A 17,590-nucleotide genomic window follows, 5' to 3' on the forward strand; every position below is an offset into this window, starting at 1 on the left:
AGCCCCTTCCGCGACGAGGGTCGAATGGGCCTCGGCGCCCAGAGGTGACGCGCCTCGCCTAATTGAGCAAGCAGGGCTTCTGCGGCCGAGCACGCGTCTCGGCCATCCAATCGTTCCAGGCTCGCTCATGCTTGACGTAGAGCTCCAGCCAGCGCGCGCCGTGCTCGTTCTGGTGCAGACGACGCTCCCGGTCCGGCAAACCAGCGGGCAATCGCGCATCCGGATTGTCCAGCGTTTCGAACTCGACCGTCTCCGAAATCGTCAGGCCGACGAGAACACGCTGTCCCGCGCCATCCACGATGTATCGCCGCGGAGCGTCCTTCTTGGGTTCACTCATCTCGCCATGCCCCCATTCGTTTCAGTGAGAACCCCGAGTGCCCCCCGGCGAGCCGGACAGTGCCTAAAAGGCTCGTCGGGCATGGCCGAATGTTGAGGTGGGAGTCGAGGTCTCACCGGAACTTGCAGCCCTTCGCTGGACGCGCCAAGCACGCAGCGCATATCCCAAGATGAGGCCAGCGCCAAAAATGGAAGCGGAGACAAATGCAGAAGCCATGGAGAGTCGTCCCGGATAGTCCGGGGACACATCAAGACCGAGCAGTGTGTCGACATCATGATTCTCGGTGCCTCCCGGCGCCGAAAGATTGTTCACGCCTCGACTTCTTGTGTGCATGCAATGCGATGCCGCGTCCGCTCGTCCTCCCCACCTCTCATTTCGGTCCGGAACGATCACTCTCTATATAGAGAAGCCTTTGCGAGCTGGCGGGCCCGAGCCTTTATCGTCGAGCAGGAGCGCTTCGAGCAGACCTTGTCTCCCGCAACGGGGAATTTCGCGCCGATCGTTCGGCCGATGCCCTTGCAACCGTCCGGGAGCCGTCGCATTATTTCGCATCGCATTTTAGAAGGGATTCAATCCAATGAACTTCCGCGTGCTTATTCCATGCATTGCTCTGTCTGCTCTTGGCCTCACCTTGACCGCATCCGTGGCGCCAGCCGCCGAGCTCGCGCTTGGTCCGGCGCATCATCGGGCGGCTTCCGTCCAAGGCGGACTTGTGCTGTGGGATGATGTCTACCCGCCAGCGATCTATGGTCCTCAGCTTCGCCCGGTCGAGGAAGTCGCGGCCATGAAGGCGCAGGCACGGCCCGTGTCCCAGCGCTGGTGGGGATACTGGTACGCCTGGTAAATTGGAGAGCGCTTGGCTGAGGCCGAGCCAGGCTGGATTAACGACTGCCGCCACAACGGGTAACCGGATGGCGGCGGTCTTTGTTTTGAGGCGCGCCGCATATGTCCGGCGGCCGCGGGGGCCATAGGGCCCCGAAGCCGACGCCTTCTCCCAAGCCTAGGCGATGAGGAAGTTGCCATTGTGCAGCGTGCCAGTGGCGTTTTGCAGGCTAACGTCCATATCACTGACTCCATCGCCATCGATATCGATCTGGAGGTAGTCGTTGCCAGGCCCAAAACTCTGCAAATGGGCCGAAGCCTGGTTGGCGCCGAGGAGCGCCGCACTATCCACATACTCGATGTGACCGCCGGCGATGCTGATGCCTGAGAAGGTAAAGCTATCGTTGGCTGCGTCGAAATTGTGAATGGTATCGGCAGCACCGGCGGCGGAATCTGCGATGCTGGCAAAACGGAAGTTGTCGTGGCCCGCACTGGCGAAGATCTCATCCGCGCCCGCGCCGGCAGTGATCGTCGTGTTGCCGGACGTATTGCCGATGGTGATCCTGTCGAAATTCGCGCCAGCATTGATGTTTTCGACGTTGCTTACCGTGATGTCGTAGACGTTCGCGTTGAAGGTCAAGCTGTCATTCCCGTCGCCGAGATCGATCACGTTCGCCGAACTGCCGTTCAACGTCAGGGTATCGTTCGACGAGCTCCCGTTGAGCAGATTCACGTTCCAGAGATTGTCAAACGAATTGCTGCCTGCGGCGAGGTTCAGCACGTTGGCTGTACCCTCGCCGAGATTGACCGTGACGCCGGATACGGTGTTCAGGAGTGTGACCGTGTCGTCCGATGGGTTGAGATTGCCGGTGAAATCACTGCCGTTGAGGTTTTCGACCCCAATGATGCTGAGCGAATTCACGCCATTGGCGAGAGAAACCAGATCGCTGCCACCGCCCATGTCGATTGCGATGCCGTCGACATTGTTCGTCAAGCTCAAGGAATTATCACCTGCATTGCCGTTGATGTGCTCGACACCGACCGCGGCAAATGCAGCGAAGTTTCCGTTGAGGACGATGGTGTCCTCGCCATTGCCGAGGTCGATTGCGACCCCGTTCGCAGCAGAGATTACGCCGGTCACACTCAGAGTGTCATCACCCCCGGTTCCATTGACGTGATTGACGTCGAAGATATTCACGAACGAGTTCGCGCCGGCGGCGAGATTCATCGTGTTGTCGCCGTTGCCGAGGCTGATCTCCAGGCCAGTGACCGTCGTCGACAAGTTGAGCACGTCATTGACGCCAGGCGTCGCACCGAAATCGGATCCGGCGATCCCCTCGACGTCCACGAGGCTCAGCGTATTGGTACCGCCCACGAGGCTGAGATGGTCATTGCCGCCACCGAGGTTTACGACCAATCCGTCAGCGTGGTTCGTCAGGTTGACGAATTCGTCGCTATTGCCGCCGACCAGGTTCTCGACGCCGGCAAGATTGAGCGTGTAACCGTTGCCGAAGACGCTGCCGTTGAGCAAGACCGTGTCCGCGCCCCCGCCCCCCAGATTGATCTGATGGCCGAAGATGTTGCTCCCGATACGGAGATAATCGTCACCGGCCGTTCCGATGACGGGCGCATTGCCGGAGATCTGCTGTTGCGTCGAGAGGTCAATCGGACTGCCCGAAGAACCCGACGACAGCAACACGATGCCGTCGCTGAACTGTAGCACTTCGGCATTGGTCAGGCTGTCGGTGCCGTCACGGCCCGCCGTATTGTCTTGAACCACAATCGGTCCAGGCGTCGTGACGGTGTACTGCGATTGCGTCCCGCTGAAGATCACCATGTCGGTGCCGGCGCCGCCATCGATCGTGTCGTTGCCGCCCTGGCCGGTGATGCCGTCATTGCCGCCGCCGGCGCTGATCGTGTCGGCGCCGCCACCGCCGAAGAAGTACTCGTCATTTGAACTGCCGACCAATGTGTCGGCCAGATTGGAACCCTGGACGCTGTTGACGCCACCCGTGATGACGTCGGCGCCTGCGGCCCCGCTCACCGCTCCCGTCGAGAGATCGACGGAAACGCCTCCGCTTGCCTGGGAATATGAGACGCGCGTATTGCCGTTGCCGGTGATGGTATCGTTGCCGAGGAGGCCCTCGAACAAATTGAAGGTACCGAACAATCCGACGAATGTCGCCGCATTGTAAGTGTCGGCCTGGTTGCTACCGGTCGCGCTGTTGACACCGGTATAGGTGTCGGCGCCGATCGAGCTGCCGCCGGTTGCAGTCCCTGCCTGCAGGTTGATCGTTACGGCATCGGTCGCGCTGGCGTAGATGATGCGGGTGTTACCGTTTCCGGTGATGGTGTCATTGCCGGCCAAGCCTTCGAACTGATTGAAATTGCCGTTGTTGCCGACGTTGTTGACGGCGGCATTCTGGAAGCCAATCGCACCAAAATTCGTCGCCGTGAAGACGTCGTTGAAAGTGGTGCCCTGGGCGCCCTCGATCCCGCGGAACGTGTCATTGCCGATCGAGCTGTCGCCGCTCGCAGTGCCGGCCGTGAAGTCGATAGTTACCGGGCCGGTGGAGAAGTAGATATTGTTGTAACTGATAATGTCGAAGCCGCCGCGACCATCGATGGAGTCGTTACCGGCAAGGCCAGTGAACGTCTCGGTAGCTGCGGTGTTGTTGCTTCCGTAAATGACATCGTTGAACATCGAGGCCATCACGGCATTGACGCCGCTGAAGGTGTCGCTGCCGGTGGATGCGTCACCATTCGCCGTGCCCGCCAGCAGGTCGACGGTCACGAGACCGGTCGCATTGGTGAACGCGATACGCGTGTTGCCGTTACCGGTGATGCTGTCGTTGCCTCCCATGCCGATGAATTCGTTGAAGGTCCCGTTGGAGCCGGCATTCGTGCTGCCTGCACCGAAGCCGGTGGCGTTGAAGACGTCCGCGTCGTTCGAACCGCGCACGGACTCGATCGATCGAAGCGTGTCGGTGCCGACCGTCGCAGCATCGCCCGTCACGGTTCCCGCAGCGAGCTGAACGTTGATGCCGCCCACGGCTGCCGGATCGAGCGCGTAGTCCGCCCGGTCGAAACCGGCCCGGCCATCGATGGAGTCGTTGCCGGCGCGACCTTCGAAGGTCTCCACGGTCCCCGGTCCATTGGCGCTGCCCAGCAACTGGTCGGCAAATCCAGAGCCGACGATGCCGGCAAAGCCCGAGCCAACCAGGGTATCGGTCCCGACCGAGCTATCTCCCGTCGCCGAATGCGCGGCCAGATCCACTGTCACGCTACCCGTCGCGTTGGCGTAAGAGATGCGCGTCAGCAGCGCACCCAGGCTGTTGGTGGCTCCCGTGATGTTGTCGTCGCCGCCGCGGCCCTCGAATTCGTTGAAGCCGAGATTCGTGCCGGCAATGCCGGTGTTGCCCGCAAAGCCGGTCGCGTTGAACGTGTCGGCAAAGCTGCTGCCGACGATGCCCTCGATGTTCACGAGCGTGTCAGTTCCGACACCCGGACCTGTCACCGAGCCTGCGGCGAGACTTGCGGTAATGCCGCCCGTCGCATCGGTATAGTCGGCGCGGTCGAAGCCGAGGCCGCCGTCGAGCAAATCATTGCCATCGAGGCCCTTCAGGCGATCGTTGCCGCCGAGGCCACTCAGGCTGTCGGCATAGGCTGTGCCGGTCAGCGTGTTCGCATTGCCGTCGCCAGTGAGGTTGACGCCTTGCCCCAGGATGAAATCGGCCGCCGTGAGGTTCGAGAGCGTCACGTTCGAGAGCGTCAGGCTGTCGCCATTGCCGAAGTCGATGACCGTGTTCAGCCCAACCTGAGTGGCAAGCGCCTGAACCTGCGCAAAGCTGGAGACACCCGCGACGCCCGTGAGGTCGATCTTGTCGGTCTGCGCCTGCAAGAAGTCGCCGATGGTGTCCGCGCCACCGCCGGTGGCGTAGACGAAGGTATCGGCGCCGAGACCGCCACCCAGGAAGTCGTTGCCGGCACCGCCGTTGAGCAGGTCGTTGCCGTTGTTACCGAACAACTGGTCGCCACTGGCCGAGCCGGTGATCGTGTCGTTGAAGTTCGAGCCCGCGACGTTGGTCACCCCTCCTGTGATGGTGTCGTGACCCACAGAGCCGTCGCCGTCCGCGGTGCCGCCAGCGAGATTGACGGTCACACCCGACGTGGCGCTGCCGTACTGGATCTGGGTGGAGCCGTTGCCGGTGATGGCATCGTTGCCGGAGCCGCCCTGGAAGAAGTTGGCCCCGACGAAGCCGGCCGCGTCGAACGTGTCGTTGCCGCTGCCGCCGACCGCACTGTTCACCCCAGTGAAGGTGTCATGGCCGGTCGAGGCATCGCCATTGGCCGTGCCTGCCGCGAGGTTGATGGTCACGCCGGACGTCGCATTCCCGAACAGGATCTGCGTGTTGCCATTGCCGATGATGGTATCGTCGCCGCCCTGGCCCTGTAACGCGTTGAACCCGACGAATCCCGTCGCGTCGAAGCTGTCGGCAAGATTGCTGCCGGTTGCGCTGTTGACACCCGTAAAGCTGTCATGCCCGACCGAGGCATCGCCGCTGACGGTGCCACTGCCGAGATCGACAGTCACCCCGCCGGTCGCATTGGCGTAGATGATGCGGGTGTTGCCGTTGCCGGTGATGACGTCATCGCCGCCCAGGCCCTCGAACTGGTTATAGGTGCCGTTGTTGCCGACGTTGGAAGCGCCATTCTGGCCGTAGCCCGTTGCGTTGTAGCTGTCGGCGTAGCCCGTGCCCTGAATGCCCTCGATCGAGCGCAGCGTATCGCTGCCCATCGACGCATCGCCGGTCGCCGTGCCTGCCGCCATGTCGACGGTCACACCGCCCGTGACCGTGCTGAGGCTGTTGTAGATGGCAACGTCGAACCCGCCGCGACCGTCGATGTAATCGTCACCGCCAAGTCCGGTAAAGTTGTTGTTGAAGCTGCTGCCGAGCAGGGTATCGGCGAAGGTCGAGCCCTGCACCGCATTGACGCCGGTGAAGGTGTCGGTCCCCTCGGTCGCACCCGTGGCACTGCCGGCGACCGTGACTGCATTCGTCGTCCCGACGGCGCTGGTCTCGAGGTCGACGCTGACGCTCGAGGCGGCGATCTGGTAGTTCAGGCGGGTGAAGCCGTTGCCGATGATGGTGTCGTTGCCGCCGGCGCCGGCGAAGTCGTTGAAGGCCCCCGAGGAGCCGACATTGGTCGCCCCGGCCTGACCGAAGCCGGTCGCATCGAAGGTGTCGTCAAAATTGGTGCCGCGGGCGGCCTCGACGTTGCGCAACGTGTCGGTGCCGACGGTCGCATCGCCGTTCACAACGCCTGCGGCAAGGTGAACATAGATGCCTGACGTGGTCGTCGTATCCGAGTTGTAGGTGACCTGATCGTAGCCGCCGCGGCCATCGATATAGTCGTCGCCGCCGCGCCCTTCATAGGTCTCATAGGTGAAGGCCGCATTGTCGCTGCCGTAGATCGTGTCGTTGTAGGCCGAGCCCCAGATGGTCGAGACATTGGAGAAGGTGTCGTGACCGACGGAGGCGTCGCCGTCGGCGGTGCCTGCTCCGATGTCGACCGTGACGGCGCCGGTCGCGCTCAGATAGGACAACCGCGTCACCGCCTGCCCCAGGGCGTTGAGATCGCCGATCACGCTGTCGTCGCCGCCCCGCCCCTCGAACTCACTTTGGCCGGCCGCCACGCCGGGCAGGCCGGTCGAGCCGGTAAACCCAGCCGCGTTGAACGTGTCCGCAAAATTGCTGCCGAGGATGCCCTCGACATTCGCCAGCACGTCGCTGCCGACGCCGGGACCCGTCACCGAGCCGGCCGCCAGGTTGGCGGTGATGCCACCCGTCGCATCGCCGTAATCGGCGCGGTCAAAACCCTGGCCGCCGTCGAGTTGGTCATTGCCGCCGAGCCCTTGCAGGACGTCGTTGCCGCCGAGGCCGCTCAGGATATCGGCATAGCCGGTGCCGACCAGCGTGTTCGGATTGGCGTCGCCAATCAGGTGAACGCCCGGCGAGAAGATGAAGTCCGCCGCGGTGAGGTTCGACAGGGTGACGTTCTGCAGCGTCAGGCTGTCACCATTGCCGAAGTTGATGAACGTGTTCGGCCCCTGCTGTGAGGCGAGCGCCTGGACGTCGGCCAGCGTATAGATGCCGGTGACGCCCGAGAGGTCGATCTTGTCGGCCTGCGCTTGCGAGAAGTCGCCGATGAAATCGGCTCCGCCGCCGCTGGCATAGATGAATGTGTCGGCTCCGCCGTTGCCGAGCAGACTGTCGGCACCGCCGCTTCCCTTCAGCGTATCGCTGAAGCCCGATCCGGCAACGCTGTTCACGCCACCGGTAATGATGTCGTGCCCGACCGAGGCATCGCCGCTGACGGTGCCGCTGCCGAGATCGACAGTCACCCCGCCGGTCGCATTGGCGTAGATGATGCGGGTGTTGCCGTTGCCGGTGATGACGTCGTCGCCGCCCAGGCCTTCGAACTGGTTGTAGGTGCCGTTGTTGCCGACGTTGGAAGCACCATTCTGGCCATAGCCCGTTGCGTTGTAGCTGTCGGCGTAGCCCGTGCCCTGAATGCCCTCGATCGAGCGCAGCGTATCGCTGCCCATCGACGCATCGCCGGTCGCCGTGCCTGCCGCCATGTCGACGGTCACACCGCCCGTGACCGTGCTGAGGCTGTTGTAGATGGCAACGTCGAACCCGCCGCGACCGTCGATGTAATCGTCACCGCCAAGTCCGGTAAAGTTGTTGTTGAAGCTGCTGCCGAGCAGGGTATCGGCGAAGGTCGAGCCCTGCACCGCATTGACGCCGGTGAAGGTGTCGGTCCCCTCGGTCGCACCCGTGGCACTGCCGGCGACCGTGACTGCATTCGTCGTCCCGACGGCGCTGGTCTCGAGGTCGACGCTGACGCTCGAGGCGGCGATCTGGTAGTTCAGGCGGGTGAAGCCGTTGCCGATGATGGTGTCGTTGCCGCCGGCGCCGGCGAAGTCGTTGAAGGCCCCCGAGGAGCCGACATTGGTCGCCCCGGCCTGACCGAAGCCGGCCGCATCGAAGGTGTCGTCAAAATTGGTGCCGCGGGCGGCCTCAACGTTGCGCAACGTATCGGTGCCGACGGTCGCATCACCGTTCACAACGCCCGCGGCCAGGTGAACGTAGATGCCTGACGTGGTCGTCGTATCCGAATTGTAGGTGACCTGGTCGTAGCCGCCGCGGCCATCGATATAGTCGTCGCCGCCGCGCCCCTCATAGGTCTCATAGGTGAAGGCCGCATTGTCGCTGCCGTAGATCGTGTCGTTGTAAGCCGAGCCCCAGATGGTCGAGACATTGGAGAAGGTGTCGTGACCGACGGAGGCGTCGCCGTCGGCGGTGCCTGCGCCGATATCGACCGTGACGGCACCGGTCGCGCTCAGATAGGACAACCGCGTCACCGCCTGCCCCAGGGCGTTGAGATCGCCGATGACGCTGTCGTCGCCGCCCCGTCCCTCGAACTCACTTTGGCCGGCCGCCACGCCGGGCAGGCCGGTCGAGCCAGTAAATCCAGCCGCGTTGAACGTGTCCGCAAAATTGCTGCCGACCACCCCCTCGATGCCAACGAGTGTATCGGTTCCGACGCCCGGCCCTGAAGCGACGCCTGCTGCCAGATTGACCGTGATGCCGCCGGTCGCGTCGGTATAGACGGCGCGGTCGAAGCCCGCTCCGCCATCCAGGAGGTCGCTGCCACCCAGGCCCTGAAGGCGATCGTTGCCGCCGAGGCCGCTGATGGATTCGGCATTTGCCGTTCCGGCGAGGCTGTTGGCGTCGTCGTCGCCGACGATCGGCGCGGCCGGCGTGCCGAACAGGAAATCGCTCGCCGTCAGGCTGCTCAGAGTGACGTTCTGAAGCGTGAGTCCGTCACCGGAACCGAACGTGATGACCGTGTTCGGGCCGCTCTGCTCCGCGTGCGATTGCAGATCGGAGAGGCTATAGATGCCGTAGACTCCGGTCAGATCGATCTTGTCCTGGCCATGGACGAAATCCTGGATGAAGTCGAAACCACCGCCGCTCGCATAGACAAAGGTGTCTGCACCGGCTCCGCCGCTAAGGAAATCGTTGCCGGCTCGGCCATCCAGCGTGTCATTGCCGCCGCTGCCGGAGAGGCCGTCATTGCTGGCGCTACCGACGATCGTATCGTTGAAATTCGATCCGAAGACGTTGAAGACGCCCCCGGTGATAGTGTCATGGCCGACCGAGCCGTCACCGTCAGCCGTACCCGCGGTGAGATTGATGGTCACGCCGCTGGTCGCGCTGCCATACTGAATCAGGGTGTTGCCGTTGCCGGTAATGCTGTCGTTTCCGGCGTTGCCCTGGAATGAATTGAAATTTGCGTTGACGCCGGTGAAGCCCGTTGCGTCATAGACGTCGTTGAAATTGCTGCCGATGGCGCTGTTCACGCCGCTGAAACTGTCGTGGCCGACCGACGTGTCGCCGCTGGCAGAACCGGCCGCGAGATTGATGGTCACACCGCCGGTGGCGTTGTTGTACTGGATCTGCGTCGTGCCGTTGCCGATGATCTGGTCGTCGCCCCCCTGCCCCTGGAACGAGGTCCCGCTCGGGCCAGAGAATCCGGTCGCGTCGAAAATGTCGGCAAAGTTGCTGCCGAGGGCGCTGTTGACACCGGTGAAGCTGTCGTGACCGGTCGAACCGTCACCGTTGGCGGTGCCGCCCACGAGATTGATGGTCACGCCGCCGGTGGCATTGGCGAAAATGAGGCGTGTGTTGCCGTTGCCGGTGATGACGTCGTCACCGCGCAGCCCTTCGAACTGGTTGAAGGTCCCGTTGTTGCCGATGTTGTCCCCGGTCACGCCGTAACCGGTCGCATCGTAGGTATCGTTGAAGTTTGTGCCCTGAATGCCTTCGATCGAACGAAGCGTATCCGTGCCGTTCGAGACATCGCCGGTGACGATGCCGGCCGCCATATTGACGGTGATGCCCCCCGTGGTGAAAAAGATGTTGTTGTAAGACGATACGTCGAAGCCACCGCGGCCGTCGATATGATCGTTGCCGGCAAGGCCGGTGAAGGTATCGTTGGTCGCGCCGCCATACAGGGAGTCATCGAACATCGATGCTTGGACGGCGTTGACGCCCGTGAAATGGTCGGTGCCGACGGATGAATCACCGGTGGCGATGCCGGTCACGAAGTCGACCTGGACGCCCGCCGTCGCATTGTTGAAACCGAGCCGCGTAAAGCCGTTGCCGGTGATGGTGTCGTCGCCGCCATTGCCGGTGAACTCGTTGAACGTCCCATTCGAGCCGGCATTGAGGCTGCTGGAGCCGAAACCGATCGCATTGTAGGTATCCGCGAAGTTGGTGCCGCGGATTGCCTCGATCGCGCGCAGCGTGTCCGTTCCGATGGTGGCGTCGCCGGTCACGATGCCGGCTGCCAGATTGACCGTGATTCCCGTCGCCGTGGTCGGATCGACGTTATAGTCGACGCGGTCATAGCCGCCGCGGCCGTCGATATAGTCGTTACCTGCCAAGCCCGAGTACACTTCCGCGGTGAACATCGGATTGTTGCTGCCGAGAATCGTGTCGTCATGGGCTGAGCCCCAGACGCCGTTGAAGCCGGAACCGACCAGCGTATCGTGGCCCACCGACGCATCACCCTGCGCATAGCCGGCCGCGAGATCCACCGTCACCGCCCCGGTCGCGCTCACATAGGAGACGCGCGTGAGCTCCGCCCCCTGGCTGTTGGTATTGCTGATGATGGTGTCGTCGCCGCCCTTGCCCTCGAACTCATTGTAACCGACGGGGCTGCCCGGAACACGCGCGTCGCCGGTGAATCCGGCGCCGTTGAATATGTCGGCGAATTCGCTGCCGATGGCGGCTTCGATGTTGACGAGCGTGTCCGTATCCACTCCGGCGCCGGACGCGGTTCCCGCCGCGAGATTGATCGTGACTCCGCCGGTCGCGTCGGTATAGACGGCGCGGTCGAATCCTGGCCCGCCGTCGAGAACATCGTCACCGGCACCGCCCGTGAGATAATCCTTGCCGGCGCCACCAAAGAGAATGTCGTTCCCGGCGCCGCCGCTGATGCGGTCGTTGCCGTCCTGACCGTCGATCAGATCGCTGCCACCCCCGCCCGAGATCACGTCATCGCCGAGCGAGCCGAACTGGGCGCTGCCGACCGGCGTCAGCACGGCATTCCCGACCTGCTGGTCAAGGTTGTCGACGTAGAGGGTGGTGAGCTCAGTCACCGAATCCGGGTCGGAAAAGTTCGTCGCGGCCAATTGGTCGGCGGCCGCGCCTTGAGCGACCTGGCCGGCCTGCGCTAGCTCGGTCACGTTCGTAGCTGATTGAATACTCTCGTTCGCGGCAGCAACGACCTCGACAACCGTCGCGGCGGCCGCCGCGTCGACGCCGGAGGACACAACTACGCTGTGTACCGTTTCCTGCGAGCTGAGATCGAAGGGCAGCGGATTGTCTGGATCGGCCTGAGCGGCAGCAACCGCATCCGCAATTGCGGCTATGACCGTATCCGGCGCAACGCCGACGGCCGAGACCTGCGCCACCGTGCTCTGGACCTGGATGGCCGCCGCAAGCACCGCGGTCGCCGTTGGATCGCTATTCACCGCATCAGGCACCGGATCGTACGACCTCAAGTCGATACCGGTCAGGTCAAGGTCGAAGGCGGCGGCCACGGCGTTCATGGCCTGGTCCGCCGTCAGCGACGTGCTGTCGATCAAGGCAGCGATCAACGTCGTCAGCGGCGTGATGACGGTGGATCCCTCCGGCGCCCTCAGCACGCCATCGACCTGCAGTCCCGTCGAGATGTCGACACCACCGATGCTCACGAGCGGACCGGATCCGCCGGACAGCGTGAAGCTACCGTCGGCCCGGGTCGTCGTGAACGCCTCGCCCGCATCGAGAATTCCGTTGTTGTTGGCGTCGGCAAAGACCGTGGCTCCGCCGATGTAGCCGTCGATATCCAACGCATTGATCTCGTTGGCGCCAGGCGTCACGGTCAGCGTGAGCTTGGCCGAGCTCGACGCCTGATGCACGCCGTCGTCGGAGGTGGCCGTGACCTTCAGTGTGAATGGGGCCGTGCTGCCGACGGCATTGTGCGGGATCAAGACGATCTCGGAGATTGAATCGCCGGTCACGAGCCAGGTGCCGTCTCCGATTGCCACGCCGCGCTCGACGTCAAACGTCGTCGGCACACCTTCGATCTTGACCGACAAGGTGCTGCCTTGGTCGACTTTGCTGGCCGCGACGTTGAGCGTGATCTCTCCGTCGGCGGCGCCAGATGCGTCCTGAACGCTCAAGCTCGGCGCGTCCTGCGCGCCGTGGATATCGAAGCTGATCTCCTTGGTCGTGCCGTCGATCGACGTGACGGTGAAGGTCTCCGTCTTGGTGTCGGTGGCACTGAGATATTGGATCGCCGCGTTGTCGACCGAATAGGTGTAGTGACCGTCGGCAGACAGTGTCACTGCGCCGAGATTGCCCGGTGCCGTGATCACGCCGGCCTGGAACGCGGCCTGGTTCTGGTCGGGATCGCTGATGGACAGCTGCCCCGATGCCGTCAGCTGGCTGTCCTCGGTGACGTCGTGCTGTGCAGGATCACCTATCGCGGCTACGTCGTTGGCGCCCGTGATGTTCACCACGATATCGGAGGTGGCGCTGCCGTCGGCCGAGGCGACCGTCAGGGTGTCGGTGACGTGCTGCCCTGCGACGAGCGAATCCGATTTCGCAGGATCGAGCGTATAGGTCCAGGCACCGGTCGCTGGATTGAAGGTGAAGTTGCCGTACGTGCCGGCCAGGGAAGCCGGGGTGGCGAAATGGTCTTGGCCGCTGTCGAGGTCGTGCACCGCGAGTTGGCCCGACGCGTTGGGATCGCCGGCCACTGCGTCGGCAACGCCGCCGGCCTCGATCACCGAAATATCCTGGCTCCCAGAAACGGTGATCGTGGCCGCGTCGTTACTGCCGGTGACGGTCACCGTGAGCGTCGACGAGCCCGTGCCTCCGTGGTTGTCAGCATTCGTGTAGGTGAACTGATCCGTTACCTGCTGGCCTTCGGCGAGCGCTTGCACGGATGCGCTGGAATTGTTGAGCGTATAGGTGTAGGCGCCGGTCGCCTTGGTGACGACCAGCGTTCCATAGGCGCTGACGACCGTGATCGTGGTGCCGTTGTCCGTGCCTCCCGCTACCGCCGATACGATGTGGGTGTCGCCGACATCGGCATCCGTGTCGTTTGCGAGCAAATTGCCGCTCGCAACCGTCGTCGCATCCTCCGTGACGGAGACGATATCTGCGACTGCGACCGGCGCATGATTGGTCGCGCCTTCGATGACGACCTCGACCTTCTCGATCGAGACGATGGCCAGGTTGAAGCTCCTGAACGCGTAGTCCGCGCTGCCATAGCGCGCGATAAGCGCCTGGATTGCCGCAAGATCGGACCTGAACGAAGCCGAGTTCGCCAGTTCCTGCGTGACGACGAGGCGGAGCGTGTCCTGGCCTTTGCCGCCATCATAGATATCGCAAGAACCCACATTCTCCGAAACGCGGTAGATCAGGATATCGTTGCCATTCTCGCCGCTGACGATGTCACGACCCGCACCGCCGTCGATGATGTCGTCGCCGTTTCCGCCGCCGATCAGATCATTGCCCGTCCCACCGAGCAGCGTATCGTTGCCGTTGCCGCCGAGAATGACGTCATTTCCGGCGCCGCCATCCACCGTGTCATTGCCATTTCCGGCGTCGATCAGGTCGTTGCCCGCACCGGCATTTATGCCGTCATTGCCGTTGCCGGTCTGAATGAGATCATTGCCTGCCCCGGCGTTGACGATATCGTCACCGTTTTTTGCATTGATGACGTCAGCCGTGTTAGTGCCGGCGATCTGATTGTTTGCGTCGGTGCCGTTGATGATCATGGCGGTTCATCTTCCTCGATAGGGCAACAGGCATTGCTCGCGAGCGCGCGGAAGCGGCTTGCGTTATGCGGATGGAGAAATCTTCAATCGTCGATGGTGGAACGCGATATGGACGCGACGCGTAACGTCGTGCGGTCCCTCATGGTGAGCCCCTTTCGTAACCTCTTTGATTTTTCAAGTTCGCCGTCAGCCCAACAGCGCGAGTTGGAAATGAACTGGTCTTGTTATTGTTCTACTGAAGTACCGCTCGACGAGGCATCGTGATGCAGCGTCGAACGTCGAAGTCGTACCGCGGACCGTCAAAAGGTTTTTGACAATTGCAAATTGTTTCCATTGTTGCGCGACAGCGTCAAGACAGCACAGCTGCTAACCTTAAGCAGGACGCGAACCGAACGGTGCAGCTGCGAAATTATGCGCTTCCGATTTGCGACGGCCGGCCATCTCACCGAGCCAGAGGATCGACGCATCGCGGGGCCACGGCGCAATCCGCACCGAAATGAAATGTGCGCGCTCTCCACCTGTCGCGATCGGACCAGATCGCCCAAGCTGCTGATAAAACGAATTGCTACCGTTGATAGCGCCGGCCCCCGGGCCGCGTCGCGTGCTGCAGACCGCACTGCGACACTCTGACGCGCCGAGGCGTCCCCACAGAAACAGAGCATGAGCGGAAACCGAAAACCTGCAACAAACTGGCTCAAGGCCTTAATTCCTGGATCAAAGGCTATTCCTCCCCAATGGAATAGCGCTGGCACGTCTCGACGCATGACCCGAATGGGTCATTGAGAGCTTGCTGGCGCCGCCTCACGGCGGCGATCTCATTAGACTTTCGTCGACCGCGATTCTTCAGGAAAAGCAGGCAACAGGGCTTGCTTCGAGCTGCCGCCTCACGAAGCATCCTGGACCAGGGAAGCGCGTTCGGAGGGGGCCCAGGGTCGGTTGTGGACCTTCTGCACGGCATGCAACGAAGCTTGCCGGCTGCAACGAATGCCTTGGGCACAGCGGAGGGGGCCGCTCTTGAGGACCAATAAGATAGACAATCAGGAATTGTCGAAGGTGATCGATCGGCTCGGCGAAGCCGCCGTGAATCCAGATGCGTGGCGCGACATCATGGATGACATTTGCAAGGCGGTCGGGGCGTCAGCGGCACTCCTGCTTCAGAGCGACATCAGGACCCCGGACGTCCCACGCACCGAATCGATCGACGAAGGGACCCAATTCTACTTCAGGAACAACTGGCATCTGAAGGATCCCCGCGCCAGGGGGTTTCCGCGCATGATGGCGGGCGAGGTCGTGACCGACCTCGACGTGATGACCCTGGAGCAGATTCGCTCCGATCCCATGTACAACGAGGTGCTATTTCCGTTCGGATACCGTTGGTTCGCCGGCATAGGCTTCTGGGCCGACACCGCAGCATGGGCATTGACGATCCAGCGAACGGGCCGCGAGGGCATGTTCGAGACCCGCGACAAGCAATTGCTCGCGCAATTGGCGCCGCGCCTCACCGAGACGGCCACGCTCGCGACCGCCGTCGGCAGGGTCGCGCTGACGTCGATGACCGACGTCCTCAGCCGTGTTCGTCAACCTGCATTGGTCCTCAACCGAGAGGGAATGGTCCTGCGCACGAACGAGGTGGCCGACTGTGGCTTTGACGATGAGATCCGCATCAGGGAGCGGCGTCTCGTTCTGCGCGACAAGCAGGCGATGACGAAACTCGATCAGCTGATCAGCTTGATCCGGTCTACGCCTGACGCCATCGCTATCCCCGCCTCTCCGATCCTCATTCGTCGGACGACAAAGCCACCGGTTGTCTTACGCATACTGCCAGTGGACGGCGCCGCGCGTTCCGTCTTCCTCGGAGCGCGCGCCGTGCTGATCCTATCCAACCTCGTCCCGCGCGCTGCGCCAGACCCGGCGCTCATCGGCCAAGCCTTCGACCTCACACGAGCCGAAGCTCGATTGGCCGCGCTGCTTGCAACTGGCGCATCGATCGACAGCGCCTCCGAACACCTCGGCATTTCGCGCGAAACGGCTCGCAATCACCTGAAAGCGATCTTCTCGAAGACGGGAGCGCACCGCCAGTCGGAGCTGGTCACTCTCGTTTCTCAACTGGCATGAGCGGGACGTTACTATCAACGCTGCAAGACTCTTCGGCGTCCTCACAGGTCGCTACAGGTCCAACTGGCTGCGCAATGCGTCACGCTCTTCAAAGAGTTCTCGGAGTCGCTGAGCATTGTCGGATTGCATCTCCTGCCATTCGATGCGATCCTCCGCGGTCCACAAGTAAGACTCGCGATTGAATCGGTCTTTTTCTGCCTTATCAAATTCCATGTACAGTTTGATATCGCACTCAACTTGATCAAGTTGCTCTCGAAGAGTTCTTGGCATCAGCCGTTCCCTCGGCTCTGCCTCTAGCCCACTTTTGATCTTTGACGCTATCGGTGCGGCGATCAATAGGCCTTCTCTCCCCACGGATGATACCCTCAATCTTATTTAAAGTTGTGTGGTCGGCGTGGCTCTCTCTGCGTCAATCCTTGGCCCGAACGATCAACAAGTCGGGGCCTGTATAGGCCGCCTGTTGATGAACGCGTCACTCTAAGCTGCCGTAGCATTGTCCAGAATCATTCACTTGCGATTGCAACGTATGCAAAGTGAAGAGTGATCGGTGTTTTTGAACCGTCCAATATGATACGGAGGCTTTTGGGATGATATCCAGCACCAATCAAAGTCCCAGTTCTGCCAGACAACCGTGGCCCGGCAGATGGTCTTACCTCGATGCGAGCGCCAACAGTAAATTGCTCTTTGATTGAGAGAGAATCTTGCATCGCTGATGCCCGCACCAAATTCCGGGTTTACTCGAATCCAGGCTACGGCTTCTTGGTCGAAGCGCCGAAGACGCTGGCTTGCCATTTCATCAACAGGCGCGGTCCAACAAGGATTTCCTCGTCGACGACTTTTGCGGACTCGCGAACCAACGGCAATAGTGACCTCGCTTAGTAGCAAGCGTATTTTGCCCCCGGCCTGCATCCCTTCTTAGCGCCCTTGGCTTTGTCGGGTGTGTTTTGCTGGGCCAGTGCTGGAGACGGATAGAGCGGCGCGACGGTCGAAATAGCGAACAGAATTATGACTGTGAGCATGATCGATTTCATCGAAGATACCCCCTTCTTGACCCGCACAGATTTATCTGCCATTTTAAATACGACGCATTGATATAAAATATTTAAAAAAACTTCTTCAAGAGCTATTTTCAAATATCGTACTCATTCCCGCCCGGATGGAAGATGATGGACGAGAAGATTGTCCGTTTGCGCACATATCAGAAGAACATAGATCGGTATGTGCGCCTGCTCGAAACGACGCTGACCGAAGTTGAACGGCAGTACATTGAGAGGCGCCTGACCGAAGAACGATCGGCTATGGCACTGCTGTCTGCCTCGTCGCTTCAGATGGCCATCGAGGCTAACGTTGCCAATCAGGCATGCAATCGCCAGCCCAGCTTCAACGCCGCAGAATAGAGCTAACATCGG

At 61.8% G+C, this 17,590-nt stretch carries 6 protein-coding genes; 3 read left to right on the forward strand and 3 right to left on the reverse strand.

Features of this window, described 5'->3' with window-relative positions:
• Positions 1 to 58: 58 nt before the first annotated feature.
• Positions 59 to 337 carry a hypothetical protein gene (locus ACNJX8_RS32495; protein WP_439358098.1) on the reverse strand — a complete coding sequence of 93 codons (279 nt, stop codon included), beginning with the start codon at positions 335 to 337 and terminating at the stop codon, positions 59 to 61.
• A 631-nt stretch (positions 338 to 968) separates the two neighbouring features.
• On the opposite strand from ACNJX8_RS32495, the gene ACNJX8_RS32500 reads away from it, so the two are divergent.
• Positions 969 to 1,181, forward strand: coding sequence for a hypothetical protein (locus tag ACNJX8_RS32500; RefSeq protein WP_439358099.1), 213 nt, complete (start codon positions 969 to 971; stop codon positions 1,179 to 1,181).
• A gap of 156 nt (positions 1,182 to 1,337) precedes the next feature.
• On the opposite strand, the gene ACNJX8_RS32505 is transcribed toward ACNJX8_RS32500, so the two are convergent.
• Positions 1,338 to 14,066, reverse strand: a complete 12,729-nt coding sequence (locus ACNJX8_RS32505) for a VCBS domain-containing protein (RefSeq protein WP_439358100.1) — start codon at positions 14,064 to 14,066, stop codon at positions 1,338 to 1,340.
• Between the two features lie 1,053 nt (positions 14,067 to 15,119).
• Between ACNJX8_RS32505 and ACNJX8_RS32510 the strand changes: the two genes are divergently transcribed.
• Positions 15,120 to 16,181, forward strand: a complete 1,062-nt coding sequence (locus tag ACNJX8_RS32510; protein ID WP_439358101.1) for a helix-turn-helix transcriptional regulator — start codon at positions 15,120 to 15,122, stop codon at positions 16,179 to 16,181.
• 51 nt (positions 16,182 to 16,232) lie between these two features.
• Here ACNJX8_RS32510 and ACNJX8_RS32515 read toward each other — a convergent pair whose 3' ends face one another.
• A complete protein-coding gene (locus ACNJX8_RS32515; RefSeq protein WP_245508476.1) occupies positions 16,233 to 16,517 on the reverse strand; it encodes a hypothetical protein in 285 nt (94 codons plus the stop codon).
• Between the two features lie 827 nt (positions 16,518 to 17,344).
• On the opposite strand from ACNJX8_RS32515, the gene ACNJX8_RS32520 reads away from it, so the two are divergent.
• On the forward strand, positions 17,345 to 17,578 hold the full coding sequence (locus ACNJX8_RS32520; protein ID WP_091894168.1) for a hypothetical protein: 234 nt from the start codon (positions 17,345 to 17,347) through the stop codon (positions 17,576 to 17,578).
• Positions 17,579 to 17,590 lie beyond the last annotated feature (12 nt).

This window comes from Bradyrhizobium sp. SPXBL-04, from assembly GCF_051853035.1.
Classification (GTDB): Bacteria; Pseudomonadota; Alphaproteobacteria; order Rhizobiales; family Xanthobacteraceae; genus Bradyrhizobium; species Bradyrhizobium zhanjiangense.